The sequence below is a fragment of the Mesorhizobium sp. M0119 genome, assembly GCF_040322615.1.
In the GTDB taxonomy this organism is placed as follows: domain Bacteria; phylum Pseudomonadota; class Alphaproteobacteria; order Rhizobiales; family Rhizobiaceae; genus Mesorhizobium.
The window spans coordinates 123,699-142,810 of sequence record NZ_JAMYTU010000006.1; the positions used below are offsets into that span (position 1 = coordinate 123,699).

Here is a 19,112-nt window from a genome sequence, read left to right on the forward strand (position 1 = left end):
TCAATGCACTCCAGTCTTCTTCAAGGCGTCGGCGATCTTCTCCAGCGTATTGCGCATCGCCTTCTGCTCGTCGGACTGGGCCTCGACCCAGTCGCGCATGATCTGCTGTTCCGAGCGCATGTTCTTGACCAGGCCGGAAATGCCGTCGGCGAGATTGGCCATGGCTGTGGCGACGCGCGGATTGGAGCTGCCGCCATTCTCCTGCAGCGTGCGCAGCTTTTCCGACAACAGCCGGATTTCCTCGGAGGGTTCGGTCTTGGCCGCTTCGGCAACGACGATGTCGGAGGAGAGGTCGGTGACCGAGGACAGCCAGTTTTCGAGTTCGGTATAGAAGCGCGTCTGGGCGCGGCCGGCCTGCAGGTCGAGGAAGCCGAGCACCAGCGAGCCGGAGAGGCCGAACAGCGAGGACGAGAAGGCGGTGCCCATGCCGGCCAACGGAGCGGAAAGCCCCTGCTTCAGGGATTCGAGCACGGCGGCGGCATCGCCGGTGCCGGGATCGAGCGACTCGATGGTTTCGCGGATCGAGCCGATCGTGTTGAGCAGGCCCCAGAAGGTGCCGAGCAGGCCGAGGAACACCAGCAGTCCGACAAGGTAGCGCGACGTGTCGCGGCTTTCGTCGAGGCGGGTGGCGATCGAATCCAGCATGGTGCGCATCGAACTGGTCGAGAAGGCAATCGTCGAGGAGCGGCCGATCATCGCCTTCATCGGCGCCAGCAGCACCGGTTCGGTGGTTTCGGAACCGGCACGGAACGAGTTGACCCAGCGCACCTCGCGGAACAGCCGGCCGACCTGGACGAAGGCCAGCAGAATGCCGACCGCCAGCACGCCGATGATCAGGCCGTTGAGGCCGGGATTGGTGACGAAGGCGGTCGAGATCTGGCGGGTCAGGATGGCAGCGATAAAGGCCACGATGAACAGAAAGATCACCATGGTCAGCAGAAACACCTGCGGGCTCGACAATTTGTGCGGATCGTAGATCAGAACGTCGGAGCGCCTGCCCATGCCGAAGGATCTGAGAAGAGTCATCCGTGCCCCGTTTCCGATGCCGTCGCCGCCGATCAATTTGTGTTTGCGACTCTAAACGGAATTGTGACGAAATTGAATGGCGCTTGGCAATATTGCCACTGTCCGCAACCGGAGGTCAAAGCCGGTTGATGACCAGGCAGTCGACCATGGCGGCCAGATGCAGGCCGGCGCCGGTGACGACAAAGCCATGCCACAGCGCATTGTGGAAGCGCAGGCCCTTCCAGGCGAAGAAGATCACGCCGCAGGAATAGACGATGCCGCCGGCAACGATGAGCGCGATCGATGTCGCCGGCAGCGTCCGCACGAGCGGCTCCACCAGAACGATGCCGCTCCAGCCGATGGTTAGGTAGAAGACGATCGCCAGCCGGTCGAAACGGCCGGGAAGAAAGACCTTGATGGCGATGCCGACAGCCGCGGCGATCCAGACCAGGACGATCATCGAAACGGCCAGCGGCGAGCCGCCGAGCTGGGCCAGGAACGGCGTGTAGGTCGAAGCGATCAGCAGGTAGATCGCCGCATGGTCGAAGCGCCGCAATATCCATTTTGCCGGCGACACCGGCCAGACATTATAGGCCAGCGAAACCGACAGCACGGTGAGCAGAGAGACCACATAGAAGGCGGCGGCGACATATTCGCCGGGGCCGGTTCGATAGGCGGCCAGTGCCAGCAACGTCGAGCCGGCAGCGATCGCCAGCACGATGCCCACGGCGTGGACGATGCCGTCGGCGATGATCTCGGCGCGCGAGTAATGCCAGCGCCCCATGAAGGGGATGTCGAGCTGGGATAGTTCGCTCTGGGATTGGGGCCGGCTGTTCGTCATCGATGATCCTGCGTCGCCTTATCTGGGCGGCCGCGGGACAGTATTTCAAGCTTTGGTTGCGGTTTTGCGACTGCGGCGCTTCAGCGCGGCGTGCCTCTATCAGCCGGCTGAGAGTGGCCTTTTTATAGTCTTCAACAGCGCGCGCTGGATGAGTTCGTTGCCGGCAACCAGTGAACCGGCGTTCAGCACATCCTGTCCCCCGGCGAAATCGGAGACGAAACCGCCCGCCTCGCGGATCAGCAAAATGCCGGCGGCGACATCCCAGGCCGACAGGCCGGTTTCCCAGAACCCGTCCATGCGGCCGGCGGCGACGTAGGCGAGATCGAGCGAGGCGGAGCCGAGACGGCGCACGCCAGAGACCTCGGCCATGACATTGCGCAACTCGATGAGGAAATTGCCGTGCTGGCCACGCCCGAGATGCGGCATGCCGCAGCCGATCACCGCATCGACCAGCTTGGTGCGGCCGGCGACGCGCAGCCGGCGGTCGTTCATAAAAGCGCCGCCGCCGCGCTCGGCGGTATAGAGCTCATCCATCGCCGGATTGTAGACGACGCCGGCGACGATCTGGCCCTGGCGCTCCAGCGCGATCGAAACGGCAAAGAGCGGAATGCCGTGCAGGAAATTGGTGGTGCCGTCGAGCGGGTCGACGATCCAGCGGTGCTGGCCGTCGTCGCCCTCGATCACGCCGCGTTCCTCCATCAGGAAGGCGTAGCCTGGCCGCGCCTTCGAGAGTTCGGCAAAGACGATGTCTTCGGCCTTGCGGTCGGCCTGGCTGACATAGTCGCCCGGCCCCTTCATCGAGACCTGCAGGTTCTGCACTTCGCCGAAGTCACGCGACAGCGAGCGGCCGGCCTTCATTGCGGCCTGGACCATGACATTGAGGATCGCGGAACGCGCCATTGCTGTTCTTCCTGTCGCTGCGCCTATTTGCCTTGACGCATGATCTTATCCAAAAAGTCTGCCACTCTTTGGGATCACGCCTTAGTCGGCGCGGCGTACGTAAGTGATTTCGTTGGTATCGACGATGATGCGCTCGCCCGAGCCGATGAACGGCGGCACCAGCACGCGGATGCCGTTTTCGAGTATCGCCGGCTTGTAGGACGAGGCTGCCGTTTGGCCCTTCACCACCGGGTCGGCCTCGGTGATGGTCAGCGTCACCTGGTCGGGCAACGAAATGCCGATCGGCCTTTCGTCATAGAGCTGGACCGTCACCATCATGCCGTCCTGCAGGAAGGCGGCGCGATCGCCGACGAACTCCTTTTGCAGTTCGAGCTGCTCGTAGCTTTCGGTGTCCATGAACACCAGCGCGTCGCCCTGCTCGTAGAGGAAGGAAAAATCCTTCAGATCGAGCCGGATCTGTTCGACCGTCTCGGCCGAACGGAAGCGCTCGTTGAGCTTGGTGCCGTTGATCAGGTTCTTGAGTTCGACCTGGTTGTAGGCGCCGCCCTTGCCGGGCTTGACGGTGTTGGTCCTGACCGCCACCCAAAGGCCGCCATCATGCTCGATGACGTTGCCGGGACGGATTTCGTTGCCATTGATCTTGGCCATGATGAGGTGATCCGGAAATGAGATGATCGCCGCAAAGGGCAATTTGGCGCCTCCAAGACCACAAATCGCCAGCAGAGGCAAGGAGCGCCTTCCGATGAAGCGGCAACGAAGCTGGCCCGGCAGCGCGGCGTGGCAGCCTCAGTCCGTCGTGACAGTCGCGGTGACGGCCTCGGTCACTGCGTCGGCCGCCTCTGTCAAAAGATGCAGGTGCGGCGAACGCAGGACGACAATTCGCAGCGACAGCTCGAGGCCGGGAGCGTCGACCAGGGCAATGCCCTGCGGCAGCTTTTCCCGCAGCAGCCGCGTGGGCAGCAGGCCAAGGCCTTGGCCTCGACGAACCCAGTCGATCTGCAGCGCGCTGTCCTGAATCTCGGCGCCGACGATCAATCTGTTCCCACCCTCGGCAAGGGCAGCCGCCAGCCGCCGGCGCGCGTCGCAAGGCTCAGGGCTGAGGACCCAGGGCATGGTCTTGACGTCGGCTTGTCGGACAGTGTTTTCGGCAGCGATGATGCCGAGGGGCTCGGTTCCGACAACGCCGTCGCCAGTTTTGGAATTGCTGCCGTCCAGGATGAAGGCGAGGTCGAGCTGTCCGCGCTTGTGCTGGTCGGCCAGCTCAAGGCTCCAGCCGCTCTTCAGACGAAGCGAGACCTTCGGAAACCGCGCCACGGCATCAGCAATGGCGGCGGCCACGGCTTTGTCGCAAAGCCCGTGCGCGAGGCCGAGCCGCAGCAGGCCCTCCGGCTCGCCGCCCTTGGCGAATGATCTCAGCGCGTCGACGGCGGCGAGAATGTCCTTGCCGCGTGCCAGCACCTCTACGCCGGCCGGGGTCAGTCGCGACGGCTTTAGCCGGCGGTCAAGCAATTCCGTGCCGAGCATCTCCTCCAGCCGCTGGATCTGGCGGGTGACGGCCGGCTGCGTCAACGGCAGGCGTTGCGCCACCTTCTGAATCGAACCCTCCTCGGCAAAGAGGGCCAGTGTTTTCAGTTCTTCAAGCACGACTCACCCGGACATGTCTTGGAAGCATAATTATGCTGAACATTATGAATTTGAAATCCAACGGAGGGCAAGCGATTTTCTTCCGGCAGGACCCAGTTGGAAAGGAACGACGATGAAAGCGATCGAATTGCAGAGCCCGGGCGGCCTCGAGAGCCTCAGAATGGTCGAGCGGCCGATGCCCGAGCCAGGGCGCCAGGAGATGATTGTGAAGGTGAAGGCGACGGCGCTGAACTACCGCGATGCCGAGATCGTCCGCGGCAGCTATCACACGAAGTTTGCATTGCCGCTGGTGCCGCTGTCGGACGGCGTCGGCGAAGTCGTTGCCATCGGCGCCGAGGTCAGCCGGTTCAAGATCGGCGACCGGGTCTGCGGCACGTTCTGGCAACGCTGGGTCGGCGGCAGTTTCGCGATGGCCGAGCCCTCCTATCAACGCGGCGGCCCGATCGACGGGCTGCTCAGCGAATTTGCCCGGCTTGACGAGCAGGCTGCGGTGCTGGCGCCAGTCAATCTGAGCGACCTCGAGGCGGCGACGCTGCCATGCGCCGGCGTGACGGCATGGCACGCGCTGTTTACTGAGGGCAGCGTCAAACCCGGCGACACCGTGCTTTGCCTCGGCACCGGCGGCGTTTCGCTGTTTGCGGTGCAGTTCGCCGCCGCTGCCGGGGCGCGCGTCATCGTGACGTCGAGCAGCGACGAGAAGCTTGCGCGGGCAAAGCAACTTGGCGCGCAGGATGGCGTGAACTATCGCAGCGTCCCCGATTGGGCATCGGCCGTGCTGGGATTGACGGATGGCCGCGGCGCCGACCATATCATCGAGGTTGGCGGACCGCAGAGTTTTGCACAATCGCTGAGGGCAGCGGCGCGCGGCGCCCAGATCAACGTCATCGGCTATCTCGGCGGCAGTGACGGCGCCATCAACCCGCTCGACATCTTCCGCCGGCAGGTACGGGCGCGAGGCATACCGGTGGGCTCACGCGAATCCTTCGAGGCGATGAACCGCGCCATTGTCGTCAACCGGTTGAGACCGGTGATCGACCGGGTCGTGCCATGGGGCCAGGCCGCCGAAGCCTTTCGGTACCTTGAACACGGCTCGCCCTTCGGCAAGGTCGTGCTCGATCATACGCAATGAGCCCGCCTGACGAGCCCGGGTGCAATAAGTCGCGAGATCGCAGTCAGGGAAGGCGGTTGGCCCGTTGCAGCGCCTGCTGCGTCTGCTCGTCGGTCAGGCCCTGCAGGAAATCGTCCATCTCCTGGTCGATGAGCCCGGCGCGGCGGGCGACAACATACCAGGCGCCGGCGAGGATCAGATCCGGATCGGTGCCGATACCGTTCATGTAGAGCTTGGCGAGACGGTTCTGGGCGGCGACATTGCCGCCTTCTGCGGCCTGCTTCATCCAGTTGAAGCCGGATTTCAGGTCGCGGGCGCCGCCGCGTCCCTCGATCATCCAGGTGGCGAGATCGATCTGTGCCGTGTCGTAGTTCTGCCGCGCGGCCTGTGCCAGCAGGCCGCGGGCGCGGACATCGTCGCGCGGCTTGTTGCCGGCGCCATTGGCGTAGACCTGTGCCATCGCATATTGTGCGTCGGCAAGCCCGGTCGCGGCAGCGCGCTCGTAATAGGATACGGCTTTGGCAATACCGGCATCGCCGGGCTCCTGTTCGACCATCAGCTGCGCAAAATTGAACTGCGCCAGGCGGTTGCCGGCCTCGGCGGCGGCCTGCATCAGCGCATAGGCTTCCTTCTCGTCCTTTTTGACGTAGCGGCCGTCGAGCAGCATCAGCGCATACTGGAATTGCGATTCCGGGACGCCCTGCTCGGCGGCAAGTGCATACCACTTCGCCGCCCCTGCCGCGTCGACCGGCACGCCGAGGCCGCGCGACAATATCTCGGCCACCAGCGTCTGTGCCGCCGGATCGCCGTTTCGAGCGCGGGAAAGCGCAAGGTTGTAGGCCGTCTTGTAGAGCCCGCGCTGAAAGGCGCCGTAGGCAGCATCGGACGGCTTTGCGCCGAAGCGGTCGGGGTTGATGGTGTCGGCCGACGGCAGAGGGGTGGCGGTGGCGGGCTGCGGCAATTGTGCGGCAATCGGCTTGTCGGCAGGTTCGCTGGAATCCGGCCTAGGCTGCGGCAGCGGAACGGGTTCCGCCGCTATCGCCTGCGTCACGGCCGTTGCAAGAAAGGCGCTGAAAAGGATTGTCCGCGAGCGCACGTCAGTCCTCGAAGCGCGGCGCGGTTTCGTCGAGCAGCGCGTTGGCGGCGGCAACCGCCATCTTCGGATCGACGCCGTCGGCGAAGACGGCGCTGGACAGCGCAACGAATTCGGCGCCGGTGGCGGCGACAGCTTCCACCGAGGCAAAATCGGATCCGGCCATGACGATGCAAGGGATCTGGATGACGTCCGCCCACCATTGCCCGAGCGACAGGTTGCGGGGGTGCGGGTCAGGCTTGTTGTCGTAGCCGAAGCGGCCGAAGAAAATGTAATCGGGCCTGACCTCGCCGAGTTCCAGCGCATCGTCGCGGGTCTTGGCACCGCCGGTGCCGACCATCATCCTGGCCTGGAAATGTTCGATCGTTTCGGCGAGCTCGTCCTTGCCGACCTCGACATGGATGCCGTCGGCCCGGACGCGGCCGGCGGTGCGGGTGTCGCCGGCAATGATGACGGCAATGCCGGCCGCTTGCGCCACCGGCACGATCTGTTCGGCAAAGGCCTGGAAAGAGGCCTCGTCCATACCGTTTTCCGGCAGGATGAGCGAGGCGACGTCACCGCCGTCGAAGGCCGCGGCGATGCGCGCGGCCGGCACGTTCGGCGGCGCGATCAGCACGATACGGCAGCGGTTGGGCGGCGTTGCGTCATTCATTGAATTCGATCCCGGTTATCGCCTATGCCGGGCGAAGATGGTTGCATTGCGGCATAGAGCAAAGTGCGGGGATTGAACAGGCGGCAGGGGGATCACGATTGCCGTCAACGATTCCATGGGGCTCGGCAGCATGGCTGCCGTTGGCCGAAATTCTCCTCGCCTGGTCGCTTGCGGCCTACGCAGGCACCTTCGATTTCCACAGCGACCAGCCGAGATTCATGCCGGCGGCGGCGACCAGGATGGCAGCGGCGCCGACGATCTGCGCCGGCTGCAGCCGATGGCCGAAAGCGACGACATCGACCAGGATGGCGACGACGGGGTAGATGAAGGACAGCGATCCCTGCAGATGCGTCGGCAGCTTCTGGATGGCGCCGTACATGAGGATATACATCAGACCGGTATGGACGATGCCGAGTGTCGCCAGCATGACCCAGCTCCGCGCATCGACGGGAAGGTGGGTGAGATTGGCGAAGGGTGCCAGCATGACGACACCGACGCAGACCTGGATCAGGGCGATCAGATGCGGCGGCGTGCCTTTGAGTTTCTTGGTGACGATAGCCGCAACGGCCCAGAAGAAAGCCGCGGCCAGCGCCATCGCAATGCCGGTAAAGTAATCGGTACCATGATCGCCTGCATCGGGCGCGGCCTGCACGATCAGCAGCATGCCGGCGAAGGCGATGCCGAGCCAGGTCAGCTTGGTCATCGTCAGCCGTTCGGAGAAGAAGAGCGCGCCAAAACCCACAAGCATGAAGGGCTGCGTATTGTAGACAGCCGTGGCGATCGAGATCGAGGCACGCGAAAACGCGCTGAACAGCAGCAGCCAGTTGATGACGATGGCAGCACCGCCGAGAGCCGCGATCGCGACAATGCGAAGCGACAGTCTGCCGCGCAGCAGTCCCAGCGCCGCGCAGATGATCAGCAGCGTTACCGCACCGAAGGCACAGCGCCAGAACACCACGTCCATGATGGGTTGGCCGGAAAGGACGACGAACCAGCCGATCGTGCCGAGGATCGCCATCGCCGCCGTCATTTCGATCGTGCCGCGTACCGTGTTGTCCATGGATGCTCCTGAAACCCGTTGAGATTTTATAATCCCACAGCGGATCAGGCCTTTCCATGACTTGTAGCTGGTGATATGCAGAATGAACCTAATTTAATTAGGTAAACATCGGCTTTTTATTGGAATTGTAAAATGCTGGACGAGCTCGACAGAAAGCTTCTCGATATCCTGGTCAAGGATTCACGGACCTCGCTAAAGGAACTGGCGCTGCAGGTTGGGTTGTCGTCGCCAAGCGTTTCGGAGCGGCTTCGGCGGCTTGAGGATCGCGGCGTCATTCGCGCGTTCACCATCGACATCGATCCGCAGGCGCTCGGCTACGCCTTGCAGGCGATCGTTCGCATCCGGCCATTGCCGGGCAAGCTGCACATCGTCCAGAAGCTGATCGAGGAAATCCCCGAATTCGGCGAATGCGACAAGGTGACGGGCGATGACTGCTTCGTTGCGCGGCTGTTCGTCCGCTCGATCGGCGAGCTCGATGGGATTCTCGACCGCATCGCCGACAAGGCCGAAACCAGCACCGCCATCATCAAGGCGCAGCCGATCCGGAGACGCCCGCCGCCGCTCGACATGCCAAACATGTGACGGGTTTCGGTGGCGTGGCCCACATGTTTGCGGTCGCGGTCAGATCATTTCTGGTCTATTCCAGAGTTACCTTTCCTCCAGCCTCCTTTCCCCCTCATGTCAGGCCTGCTCGTCGATCCCTGGTTCTATGCCGCGGCCATTCCGGCCGTCATCCTCGTCGGCCTGTCGAAAGGCGGCTTCGGCGGCGCCGTCGGCTTTATCGGTGTGCCATTGATGGCGCTGACCATGCCGCCGGTTCAGGCTGCCGCAATCCTTCTGCCAATTCTGTGCCTGATGGACATTGTCTCGGTGTGGACATGGTGGGGCATTTTCGACCGCAAGATGCTGGCCGACATGATGCCCGGCGCCGTGATCGGCATCGCCCTTGGCTGGCTGACGGCGGCACTCGTAACCGAAGAGATGGTGCGGCTGATCGTCGGCGCGGTTGCCTTGATCTTCGTGCTGCGCTGGCTCTATTTGCAACTCCGCCACGGTGCCGGCCACGCGGCGGAGCCCAACCGCGTCGCAGCCGGCTTCTGGGGTACTGTTGCCGGGTTCACCAGCTTCGTCGCCCATGTCGGCGGCCCGCCTTTTCAGGTCTACGCCTTGCCGATCAGGCTCGATCCGAAGGTGCTGTCGGGCACCGCGGCGATCTTCTTCGCGGTCACCAATGCGCTGAAGCTCATCCCCTATTTCGCGCTCGGCCAGTTCGACACCACCAATTTGACCGCGTCGGCGGTGCTGATGCCACTGGCGCCGCTGTCGACAATCGCCGGCGCCTGGCTGGTGCGGCGGATGCGGCCGGAACTGTTCTATCCCTTTACCTATGCGACCGTGGCGGTCGTCGCGATCAAGCTTCTGTGGGACGGCATCGCCGGCCATCTGTAAGACGGCGGCCCCTGTCGGCCGCCGCCGGATTCCTTAAACCTCAGGCGGCACTCGGCAGCAGCGGCCGCGTCCTGCCAAGCGCGAGCGCGGCGCCGGTTGCCAGCACGAACGCCATGCAGCCAAGAATGGTGATGTCGTGCAGCGTCGGCTTCAGCACCATGTCCGCGATGATCACCAGCATCACCGAATAGTCGAAGCGCGCGGCATTGAGGACGCGCTGGCCCTGGGCAAGCACTGCCGGCGTCACGCCATCCTTGGCGATCATGCCTGCCATGCGGTCGGCAGTCGGCTTGAAGACGAACATGCCGATGCAGAAGGTCGTCGCATAACCGGCAAGGCCGATCAGCACCCACAGATCGGAAAAGCCGACCCAAAAGCCGCACATGATGAGGCCGAAGAGCAATGTCAGCATCGACATCGGCGCGAAGAACCGGTTGCCGAGCTCGCCGGTGGCGCGCATCGCCTGCAACATGCCTTCGACGTTTCCAGCACGGTCGGCGCGTACCGCAAGCAGCATCAGCGTGAAGCCCCCGCCAACCCAGAGGATCGCCGAGACGATGTGCAGAAATTTAACGGCCGAGTACCAGTCCATTGTTCGCTCCTTGAGAGATTTTGATGATTGCCGGAGCGCAAGGTTTGCTCCGCCTCGTTGCGAGGAACGGGCGTTTAGCGCGGCGCCTGTTTCGGAACGATGTCGCGCGCAGTGCCGTTTTGTTTCGGTAAGCCGGTCACGATCTGGAGGAAACCATGGCGAGCGTCGCCCCCATTTTCCAGCCGGTGGTGTGAACGGCGCCGTGGCCAATCAGCTGTGCTGTTACGGCACAGATGCTGGGCGCTTGATCGAAAAATATGCCCCGCGTTAAGGCTTTGTTAAGCTTTACAGGCGTTTACTATGTCCATCCAGTGATCTGGATTCTTACCGAGTGGTTGGAGCCACTTTGTTTGACGCCTCCCTGTTAAACTCCTGAGAGCCGCCTTATCCGCGGCTCTTTTTTTGTGCGCCGGCATGGGCGTCCTTCCGGCTAAATGCGGCCGTTAACCGTTTGTTAAACATGTGCTTGCCTTCGCTGGCAGCGAAGCGCATTTTCAAGCTTCAGTCGTTTAGGCTGCCGGATATGGCGGCCAAGAGCCGAATCGGCCGGCTGTCAGGCAAGTGCAGGGGCGTAGCGATGAACGAGCCTTCGAAGGCGAGCGCGAAAACCATCAAGCTGGCGGAGCGCCGGGTTTTCTCCCAATCCTTCAAGCCGCTCTATCAGGAAGGCATGGGCCTGGTCGAGCAGGCGGCCGAATATCTCGACGGCAAGGGCCGCGCCGAGGCCAAGAAGCTGTCGAGGCTGACGGCGACGCTTTATGCGGCCGAATCGATGCGGCTGACTACCAGGCTGATGCAGGTCGCCTCGTGGCTGCTTTTGCAGCGGGCGGCGAATTCCGGCGAGATGACCCGCGATCAGGTGGCTTCCGAAAAATCCAAGGTGCGTCTCGACACCGCCTCCGCGCACGAGGAGGCGCCCGGCTGGGCCGAGCTGCCGACGGATTTCGTCGACCTCGTCAACCGCTCGCTGCGCCTTCAGGCGCTGGTGCGCCGCATGGACGAGGAGATCTATGGCGGCCTCGCCGAGGTGCCGCTGTCGAGCCGTCGCGTCAATCCGGTCTCAGACCAGATCACGCTGCTGAACACGGCTTTCGCCCGCGGCTGACAGGTTGCTCGGGGCACTGCCAGAGCCTGTTTCTGGTTTGTTCACATTTCGCTGGCATCGCTGTCCGTCGGAGGTAAACTTGGCGGATGGGGGAAGCGATTCGCATCATCGGCATCGATCCGGGGCTTAGGCGCACCGGCTGGGGCATCGTCGAAAGCCTCGGCAATTCACTGCGCTTCGTCGCTTCCGGCACCGTGCGGTCCGACGACAGAGCGGCGCTGGCGGTGCGTCTTTGCCAATTGCATGACGGGCTCGCCGAGATCCTGCATGCTGCGATGCCGCATGAGGCGGCGGTCGAGCAGACCTTCGTCAACAAGGACGCCGCTGCGACGCTGAAACTCGGCCAGGCACGCGGCATCGCCATGCTGGTGCCGGCGCGTGCCGGGCTTGTCGTTGCCGAATATGCGCCAAACGCTGTCAAAAAGGCGGTGATCGGTGTCGGCCATGGCGACAAGAAGCAGATCCACATGATGGTCAAGGTGCTGATGCCGAAGGCGACTTTCGACAGCGATGACGCCGCCGACGCGCTGGCTATCGCCATCTGTCACGCGCATCACCGGCAGAGCATCGCCTACAGGATGGCGGCACTGGCCGGATAAGTTGTTCTTGACTTGTTCTTAAGGTTGGAATATTCCTTACTTGTAAGAAAGGAGCGTTCCATGCGTGTGACGAGCAAAGGCCAGGTGACCATTCCGCGCGATCTGCGCGAGACGTTCGGGATTGATGCCAATAGCGAAGTTATTTTCGGCATTGAAGGCGGGAAGATCACGATCACGCCCAGGCACCACAGAGGACGGCTGGCCGATCGCGAAAGGCTCGATCGTTTTCTCGCTGCGCTCGATCGGCTTGAGGGTAGCGGCGATCAGTCAATGAATGCGGATGACGTCATGGCTTTGACACGGGACCGCTGATCTTGGCGACGCTTGTCGACACCAATGTGCTTATCGATGTCGCCGTTCGCGATCCCGTCTGGTTGAAATGGTCGCGGTCGAAAATGGGGGCTGCGCTTAAGCGAGGCAGCCTGATCATTAATCAGATTATTTATGCCGAGTTTTCGATGCGCTATGAGTCGATCGACGACGTCGATGGCGTCTTGCCCGAAAACGAGTTCCGGCGCGAAGGGCTCCCGTTCGAAGCGGCCTTTGCGGCGTCGAGAGCATTTTCGATCTATCGCCGGCTGGGCGGGCCACGAGAGAAGGTCATGCCCGACTTCCTGATAGGAGCTCACGCCGCCATCCGAGGCTATCCTATCCTTACTCGCGATCCGGCAGGTTTCAGAAAGTACTTTCGCGACGTCGAGCTCATCGCGCCCGATACTCACCCGTAAGAAGCTCTGGCATGATTGGCAAACTCAGGGGCACGCTGGACGAGATCGACGAGGATTTCTGCATCGTCGACGTGCATGGCGTCGGCTATGTCGCCTATTGTTCGGCGCGCACGCTTGCGGCATTGCCGCAGCCGGGCGAGGCGGTGGTGCTGTTCATCGAGACCTATGTGCGCGAGGACATGCTGCGGCTCTATGGATTCCAGTCGGTGCTGGAACGCGAGTGGTTCCGGCTGTTGATGAACAATGTGCAGGGCGTAGGTGCCAAGGTGGCGCTGGCCATCCTGTCGACGCTGGCACCGGCCGATCTCGCCAATGCGATTGCGCTGCGCGATATCGCCATGGTCAGCCGCGCGCCTGGCGTCGGCAAGAAAGTCGCCGAGCGCATCGTCACCGAATTGAAGAACAAGGCGCCGGCCTATGCGGGCACTGCCTCGGGCACCATCGGCCTGAAGCAGGAACTCGGCGAAGGCGTTGCTTCGGCGCCGATCACCGACGCCGTCTCGGCGCTGGTCAATCTCGGCTATTCGCGCGACACGGCCGCCAATGCGGTGGCGGCGGCGCTGAAGACGGCAGGCGAAGAGGCGGACGCCTCGAAGCTGATCCGCTTCGGGCTGAAGGAGCTGGCACGGTGAGACCTCGCTTGTCCGGTCCCTTGCCATATGCAAGGAAGGCGGCATGAGCCTTTCGCCACGCCTCATTGCTCCCGACAAACGCGGCGAGGACGCCGAGCAGAGCTTGCGGCCGCAGACGCTCGGCGACTTCGTCGGCCAGGCTGCGGTGCGGGCCAATCTCAAAGTGTTCATCGAAGCCGCCAAGGGGCGCAGCGAAGCGCTCGACCATGTGCTGTTCGTCGGGCCGCCCGGCCTCGGCAAGACGACGCTGGCGCAGATCATGGCGCGCGAGCTCGGCGTCAATTTCCGCTCGACCTCGGGTCCGGTCATCGCCAAGGCCGGCGATCTCGCGGCGCTGCTGACCAACCTCGAAGACCGCGACGTGCTGTTCATCGACGAGATCCACCGGCTCAACCCGGCGGTCGAGGAAATCCTCTATCCGGCGATGGAGGATTTCCAGCTCGACCTGATCATCGGCGAGGGGCCAGCGGCGCGCTCGGTCAAGATCGACCTGGCCCGCTTCACCCTCGTCGCCGCCACCACCCGGCTCGGCCTGTTGACCAACCCGCTGCGCGACCGCTTTGGCATTCCGGTGCGGCTCAATTTCTATTCCGTCGAGGAACTCGAGCAGATCGTGCGGCGCGGCGCCCGCATCCTTGCCATGCCGCTCGGCGACGACGGTGCTTTGGAGATCGCCCGGCGGGCGCGCGGCACGCCGCGCATCGCCGGCCGGCTGTTGCGCCGGGTGCGCGACTTTGCCAGCGTTGCCGGCGACGGCCATGTCGACCGCAAGATCGCCGACGAGGCGCTGACGCGGCTGGAGGTCGACGGGCTCGGCCTCGACGCGCTCGACCGCCGCTATCTGTCGATGATCGCCCGGAATTTCGGCGGCGGGCCGGTCGGCATCGAGACAATCGCTGCCGGGCTTTCCGAGCCACGCGACGCCATCGAGGACATCATCGAGCCCTTTCTGATCCAGCAAGGCTTCATCATGCGCACCCCGCGCGGCCGCGTGCTGGCGGCCAATGCCTGGCGGCATCTCGGCCTCGACGCGCCGAAGGACCTGGCGCAGCAGCAGATCAGCCTGTTCCAGGAAGAGCCGTAGCGCTTGCGGCTTCGGTGCCGGCAGTTCCAGGAAACAGCAAAGCCGCCACCGAAAACAGCCTTGTCCTCCAGGTCTTGATCATCGCCGGTCTATGCGCAAAACAGGTGGTGGCAAAACAGATGCTCGTCGGGACCAAAAGGACAGCGCAATGGACGATCATGGTGAATCGGCATTGTCCGCCGGGCTTTCCGGCGCGCTGACGGAATTCGGCCATCGATTGATGGCGCGGGTCTATTATGCCGATACCGATTTTTCCGGCGTCGTCTACCACGCCCGCTATCTCGAGTTCTTCGAGCGCGGCCGTTCCGATTATCTGCGGCTCACCGGCGTCCACCACACCGAGCTTGCCGACGGCAAGCATGGCGAGAAAATAGTCTGGGTGGTGCGGCGCATGGAGATCAATTTCCGCGGTTCGGCCCGCATGGACGACATCCTGACCATCGATACGCGCACCGACGAGATTTCCGGCGCGCGCATCGTCATGGCGCAGCAGTTGAAACGCGGCAGCGAGGTGCTGGTCGAGGCGCGGGTCGAAGCGGCGATCGTTGGCGAGAACGGCCGGCCGCGGCGCTTTCCCAAGGATTGGGTGGCAGCCTTCATGCCCAGAACGCGCAAATAAGGGTTCAGAGGCGGACGATCCCGGAGCTCCCGGTTAGGGGCTACGATCGCCGGGCGGCTCGTCCGGGCGCGGCAATGCGCCGCGCTGTACGTCCTAACCCATCCTTAACCATAACGGTCCATGAAGGGATTGGTTAAGATTGGGAGAATCCAAGCGCCTTCCTTTCACCAATATTTGCCCCGAAAAGGCCGCCAACGGTGCATTTGGGGTTATTCCGCAAGCCTAACGCGAACGGACCACAAGGGATGCCCATGGGCCAGCCGCCAGCCACGCCCGGAAAATCTTTAAGGACGTAACATGGAAAACATCGCTCTCGCCGAACCGGGCGCGCATTTATCGATTTGGGCCTTGTTCATGCAGGCCGGTTGGGTGGTCAAGCTGGTCATGATCGGGTTGCTCTGCGCCTCGATCTGGACCTGGGCGATCATCGTCGACAAGCTCGTCGCCTATGCCCGCATGCGGCTGGCGCTCAACCGCTTCGAACAGGTGTTCTGGTCGGGACAGTCGCTGGAAGAACTTTACCGCACGCTCGCCGACCGCAAGACGACCGGCATGAGCGCGATCTTCGTCGCCGCCATGCGCGAATGGAAGAAAAGCTTCGAGAAGGGCGCGAAATCGCCGCTCGGCCTGCAGACCCGCATCGACAAGGCGATGGACCTGGCGTTGACCCGCGAAATGGAAAAGCTGGAAGGGCGGCTCGGCTTCCTCGCCACCACCGGCTCGGCGGCGCCCTTCATCGGCCTGTTCGGCACGGTTATCGGCATCATGACCTCGTTCCAGGCGATCGCCGCCTCGAAGAATACCAGCCTGTCGGTGGTCGCGCCCGGCATCGCCGAAGCGCTGCTGGCGACGGCCATCGGCCTGCTCGCCGCCATCCCGGCCGTCATCGCCTATAACAAGCTGTCGTCGGACGCGAGCAAGATCGCGGTGCGCATGGAAGGCTTCGCGGATGAGTTCTCCGCCATACTCTCGCGCCAAATCGATGAAAAAGTCGCGCAGAAGGCCTGAGGAACGATCATGGGAATGTCCGTAAGCGCAGGTGGCGGAGGACGTGGCGGGCGCGGCCACAGGCGGCGCGGCCGCCATCACGCCTTGATATCGGAGATCAACGTCACGCCGATGGTCGACGTGATGCTGGTGCTGTTGATCATCTTCATGGTCGCGGCGCCGTTGCTGACGGTCGGCGTGCCGATCGACCTGCCGGATACCCAGGCCAAAGCGATGAACGCCGATACGCAGCCTATAACCGTGTCCATCAACCCGGCCGGTCAGATCTACCTGCAGGAAACCGAGATCCCGATCGAGGAGTTGGTGGCAAAGCTGCAGGCGATCTCGAAGACCGGCTATGACGAGCGCATTTTCATCAGGGGTGACAAGTCCACCGACTATGGCACTGCCATGAAGGTGATGGCCCGCATCTCGGCTGCTGGCTACAAGAATATCGGCCTGGTTTCACTGCAGGAACAGGATCAGTAGACGCAAGATGAGGACCGGCCTCACCACATCGGTGATCTTGCATACGGTGGCGATTGCCTTCGGGCTGTTCACGTTGTCCTCGCCGCCCGCGATGCCTGCGTCCGATGCGGAATCGGTGTCGGTCGAGATCGTGCCGATGGAAGCGACGGCGCAGGTCCTGCAAGGCGACAAGAAGTCTGTGATGCACGACAAGCCGGCGCCGCTGCCGACGCAGCGTCCCGACATCGTTCCCGATGCCCAGAAAGTCGGCGATAACAGCGTCGACACCGACAAGCCCCCGACACCTGAGCCCAAGCCCCAGCCAGTCGATATGACGGCGGCTCCGCCACCCGCGCCGACGCCGGTCGAAAAGCCCAAGCCCGAGGACGTGCCGAAGCCGAAGGAAGAGCCGAAGCCTATTCCCGCTACGGAGGTAGCGCCGGTGCCGCAGCCGAAGGAAGAGGTCAAGCCCGAGCCTGTCAAGCAGACCGAGCCCAAGCCGACGCCGGCCAAGGAGCCGACGCCCACGCCGCCGCAGGACAAGACTGCCGCGATCGATCCACAGCCCGAGGTCAAGCCGGATGCCGTCGCCGAGGCGATTGCCGAGCAACCGCCAACCGAAGAGGCGCAGCTTCCGGACTCGGCGCCAGCACCCGAGGCTCGGCCGAAGCCGCAGCCGGCCCAGGCCGAAAGCGCCAAGGCGCCGGAGCGCAAGGACGCCGACAAGCCGGTCAAGGAAGCCTCGTCCAGGCCGAAATCGGACGACAAGCAATTCAACGCCGACGAGATCTCGGCTCTGCTCGACAAGCGGAAGCCGGCCGGTGGCGGCGCCAAGCGCTCGACCCAACAGTCATCGCTCGGCGGCGAGAAGGATCAGGGCCAGAAGCTTTCGAAATCGGAGCAGGGGGCATTGGAGGCCCAGCTTGGTGGTTGCTGGACGCTTCCGGCAGGGCTCGAGGGTTCGGAGAATTTCGTCGTCGTGGTCCGGTTTAATCTCGACGCCTCCGGCAAGTTGGATGGCCGGCCGAGTATTGAAAAGTCGAGCGGAAACCGCCCGTTTGACGAAAGTGCAGTGCGCGCGGTTCAGAAATGCGATGTGGCCGGCTTGCAGGTTCCCGCGGGCAAGCAAGACATCTGGTCCGACGTTCGGGTCACTTTCGACCCCAGGGAGATGCTCGGCCTTTAGGCCCTGCGCCCACAGAGTCAGCGAAGAGAAGCGAGAAGACATGAAATCCATCCTCAAGCCGCTCCTGATGATCGTAGCGATGGCGCTGGGCATGACTGCCGCCGCCACCTTGCCGGCGCGGGCGCTCGTTGAGCTCAACGTCAACAAGGGCAATGTCGAGCCGTTGCCGATCGCCATCACGGACTTCCAGGGCGGCGATGCGCTCGGCGCCGAGATTTCCGGCATCGTCAGCGCCGACCTGAAACGCTCCGGCTTGTTCGCGCCGATCGACAAAAGCGCTTTCATCGAAAAGATCTCGAACCCGGATGCCACGCCGCGCTTCGAAGACTGGAAGGTGATCAATGCGCAGGCGCTGGTCACCGGCAGTGTCGGCAAGGAGGCTGACGGCCGTGTCCGCGCCCAGTACCGGCTGTGGGACACGTTTGCCGGCCAGCAGATGTCGGGGGAACAGTTCTTCGCCAACGACGCCAATACCAGGCGCGTCGCCCATATCATCGCCGACGCCATCTACGAGCGGCTGACCGGCGAGAAGGGCTATTTCGACACGCGCGTCGTCTTCATCGACGAGTCCGGCGCCAAGAATGCGCGCAAGAAACGGCTTGCCATCATGGACCAGGACGGCGCCAACGTCCGCTATCTCTCGAACGGCAAATCGATCGTGCTGACACCGCGCTTCTCGCCGAACCGGCAGGAAATCACCTACATGTCCTATGAGAGCGGTCAGCCGCGGGTGTACCTTTTGCAGATCGAGACTGGGCAGCGCGAGCTGGTCGGCAATTTCCCCGGCATGACGTTTGCGCCGCGCTTTTCGCCGGACGGCCAGAAGGTGATCATGAGCCTGCTACGCGACGACGGCAATTCCAACATCTTCGCCATGGATCTGAGAAGCCGCTCGACGACCAGGCTTACCAATTCGGCCGCCATCGACACCTCACCGTCCTACTCGCCTGACGGCAGCAAGGTGGTGTTCACCTCGGACCGCGGCGGCCGCGCGCAGATTTATGTGATGGGCGCCGACGGCTCGGGCCAGACCCGCATCTCCTTCGGCGACGGCGTCTATTCGACGCCGGTGTGGTCGCCGCGGGGCGACCTCATCGCCTTCACCAAGCAGACCGGCGGCGAATTCCAGATCGGCGTCATGCGCACCGACGGTTCGGGTGAGCGCATCCTGTCCACCGGCTTTCAGCAGGAAGGGCCGACCTGGGCGCCCAACGGCAGGGTGCTGATGTTCTTCCGCGATTCCAATGGTGGACCAAAACTTGTTTCGGTCGATCTCACCGGCCGCAACGAACAATCTATCCCGACGGCGAACTTCGCCTCGGATCCGGCCTGGTCGCCGTTGCTGGAATAGTTCCGGGCA

Annotated in this window: 23 protein-coding genes; 14 read left to right on the plus strand and 9 right to left on the minus strand. The window is 63.2% G+C overall.

Translation table 11 applies throughout. The features are described 5' to 3' along the window. The 5 genes from NKJ40_RS08435 to NKJ40_RS08455 form a co-directional block, all read right to left on the minus strand. A complete protein-coding gene (locus NKJ40_RS08435) occupies positions 1-1,026 on the minus strand; it encodes a MotA/TolQ/ExbB proton channel family protein (protein WP_352465688.1) in 1,026 nt (341 codons plus the stop codon). 115 nt (positions 1,027-1,141) lie between these two features. After that, positions 1,142-1,846: a PAQR family membrane homeostasis protein TrhA gene (gene trhA / locus NKJ40_RS08440; RefSeq protein ID WP_352465689.1), complete on the minus strand. Its 705-nt coding sequence runs from the start codon at positions 1,844-1,846 to the stop codon at positions 1,142-1,144. 99 nt (positions 1,847-1,945) lie between these two features. Continuing rightward, the gene (locus tag NKJ40_RS08445; protein WP_023678017.1) at positions 1,946-2,746 is read right to left on the minus strand and encodes an inositol monophosphatase family protein; all 801 of its coding nucleotides are present in this window, start codon (positions 2,744-2,746) and stop codon (positions 1,946-1,948) included. 81 nt (positions 2,747-2,827) lie between these two features. Further along, entirely contained in the window at positions 2,828-3,394 is a 567-nt protein-coding gene (gene efp / locus NKJ40_RS08450; RefSeq protein WP_292664037.1) for an elongation factor P, read from the minus strand. A gap of 138 nt (positions 3,395-3,532) precedes the next feature. Then, positions 3,533-4,390, minus strand: coding sequence for a LysR family transcriptional regulator (locus NKJ40_RS08455; RefSeq protein WP_352465690.1), 858 nt, complete (start codon positions 4,388-4,390; stop codon positions 3,533-3,535). Between the two features lie 112 nt (positions 4,391-4,502). Between NKJ40_RS08455 and NKJ40_RS08460 the strand changes: the two genes are divergently transcribed. Beyond that, positions 4,503-5,519, plus strand: a complete 1,017-nt coding sequence (locus tag NKJ40_RS08460) for a zinc-dependent alcohol dehydrogenase family protein (protein ID WP_352465691.1) — start codon at positions 4,503-4,505, stop codon at positions 5,517-5,519. Between the two features lie 43 nt (positions 5,520-5,562). Here the strand turns inward: NKJ40_RS08460 and NKJ40_RS08465 are convergent, their stop codons facing one another. The 3 genes from NKJ40_RS08465 to NKJ40_RS08475 form a co-directional block, all read right to left on the minus strand. Further along, entirely contained in the window at positions 5,563-6,594 is a 1,032-nt protein-coding gene (locus NKJ40_RS08465; protein ID WP_352465692.1) for a tetratricopeptide repeat protein, read from the minus strand. A 1-nt stretch (position 6,595) separates the two neighbouring features. Next, entirely contained in the window at positions 6,596-7,243 is a 648-nt protein-coding gene (locus NKJ40_RS08470) for a thiamine phosphate synthase (protein ID WP_352465693.1), read from the minus strand. Between the two features lie 175 nt (positions 7,244-7,418). Next, positions 7,419-8,303 carry a DMT family transporter gene (locus NKJ40_RS08475; RefSeq protein WP_352465694.1) on the minus strand — a complete coding sequence of 295 codons (885 nt, stop codon included), beginning with the start codon at positions 8,301-8,303 and terminating at the stop codon, positions 7,419-7,421. Between the two features lie 132 nt (positions 8,304-8,435). On the opposite strand from NKJ40_RS08475, the gene NKJ40_RS08480 reads away from it, so the two are divergent. Together NKJ40_RS08480 and NKJ40_RS08485 are read left to right on the plus strand one after the other, a co-directional pair. Then, entirely contained in the window at positions 8,436-8,885 is a 450-nt protein-coding gene (locus tag NKJ40_RS08480; RefSeq protein ID WP_023678010.1) for an Lrp/AsnC family transcriptional regulator, read from the plus strand. A 96-nt stretch (positions 8,886-8,981) separates the two neighbouring features. Then, positions 8,982-9,752: a sulfite exporter TauE/SafE family protein gene (locus NKJ40_RS08485; RefSeq protein ID WP_352465695.1), complete on the plus strand. Its 771-nt coding sequence runs from the start codon at positions 8,982-8,984 to the stop codon at positions 9,750-9,752. 40 nt (positions 9,753-9,792) lie between these two features. Here the strand turns inward: NKJ40_RS08485 and NKJ40_RS08490 are convergent, their stop codons facing one another. Next, on the minus strand, positions 9,793-10,344 hold the full coding sequence (locus NKJ40_RS08490; protein ID WP_352465696.1) for a DUF2269 family protein: 552 nt from the start codon (positions 10,342-10,344) through the stop codon (positions 9,793-9,795). Between the two features lie 577 nt (positions 10,345-10,921). Between NKJ40_RS08490 and rcdA the strand changes: the two genes are divergently transcribed. From rcdA to tolB, 11 genes are all read left to right on the plus strand, one after another. Next, on the plus strand, positions 10,922-11,449 hold the full coding sequence (rcdA, locus tag NKJ40_RS08495; RefSeq protein WP_352465697.1) for a protease adaptor protein RcdA: 528 nt from the start codon (positions 10,922-10,924) through the stop codon (positions 11,447-11,449). Positions 11,450-11,535: 86 nt separating this feature from the next. Next, the gene (gene ruvC / locus NKJ40_RS08500; protein WP_352465698.1) at positions 11,536-12,048 is read left to right on the plus strand and encodes a crossover junction endodeoxyribonuclease RuvC; all 513 of its coding nucleotides are present in this window, start codon (positions 11,536-11,538) and stop codon (positions 12,046-12,048) included. Positions 12,049-12,108: 60 nt separating this feature from the next. After that, entirely contained in the window at positions 12,109-12,360 is a 252-nt protein-coding gene (locus NKJ40_RS08505) for an AbrB/MazE/SpoVT family DNA-binding domain-containing protein (protein WP_352465699.1), read from the plus strand. A gap of 2 nt (positions 12,361-12,362) precedes the next feature. Next, positions 12,363-12,776 (plus strand): type II toxin-antitoxin system VapC family toxin, encoded by a 414-nt coding sequence (locus NKJ40_RS08510; RefSeq protein ID WP_352465700.1) that lies wholly within the window; start codon positions 12,363-12,365, stop codon positions 12,774-12,776. Positions 12,777-12,787: 11 nt separating this feature from the next. Beyond that, positions 12,788-13,408, plus strand: a complete 621-nt coding sequence (gene ruvA, locus NKJ40_RS08515) for a Holliday junction branch migration protein RuvA (RefSeq protein ID WP_352465701.1) — start codon at positions 12,788-12,790, stop codon at positions 13,406-13,408. 43 nt (positions 13,409-13,451) lie between these two features. Continuing rightward, positions 13,452-14,492, plus strand: coding sequence for a Holliday junction branch migration DNA helicase RuvB (ruvB, locus tag NKJ40_RS08520; RefSeq protein WP_352465702.1), 1,041 nt, complete (start codon positions 13,452-13,454; stop codon positions 14,490-14,492). Positions 14,493-14,640: 148 nt separating this feature from the next. Continuing rightward, positions 14,641-15,111: a tol-pal system-associated acyl-CoA thioesterase gene (ybgC, locus tag NKJ40_RS08525; RefSeq protein WP_352465703.1), complete on the plus strand. Its 471-nt coding sequence runs from the start codon at positions 14,641-14,643 to the stop codon at positions 15,109-15,111. Between the two features lie 297 nt (positions 15,112-15,408). Then, a complete protein-coding gene (gene tolQ, locus NKJ40_RS08530; RefSeq protein WP_254816465.1) occupies positions 15,409-16,119 on the plus strand; it encodes a protein TolQ in 711 nt (236 codons plus the stop codon). A 9-nt stretch (positions 16,120-16,128) separates the two neighbouring features. Continuing rightward, entirely contained in the window at positions 16,129-16,587 is a 459-nt protein-coding gene (gene tolR, locus NKJ40_RS08535) for a protein TolR (protein WP_352465704.1), read from the plus strand. A 7-nt stretch (positions 16,588-16,594) separates the two neighbouring features. Beyond that, on the plus strand, positions 16,595-17,752 hold the full coding sequence (gene tolA / locus NKJ40_RS08540; protein ID WP_352465705.1) for a cell envelope integrity protein TolA: 1,158 nt from the start codon (positions 16,595-16,597) through the stop codon (positions 17,750-17,752). A gap of 67 nt (positions 17,753-17,819) precedes the next feature. Next, the gene (gene tolB, locus NKJ40_RS08545; protein ID WP_502903695.1) at positions 17,820-19,103 is read left to right on the plus strand and encodes a Tol-Pal system beta propeller repeat protein TolB; all 1,284 of its coding nucleotides are present in this window, start codon (positions 17,820-17,822) and stop codon (positions 19,101-19,103) included. The last annotated feature ends 9 nt before the right edge of the window (positions 19,104-19,112 follow it).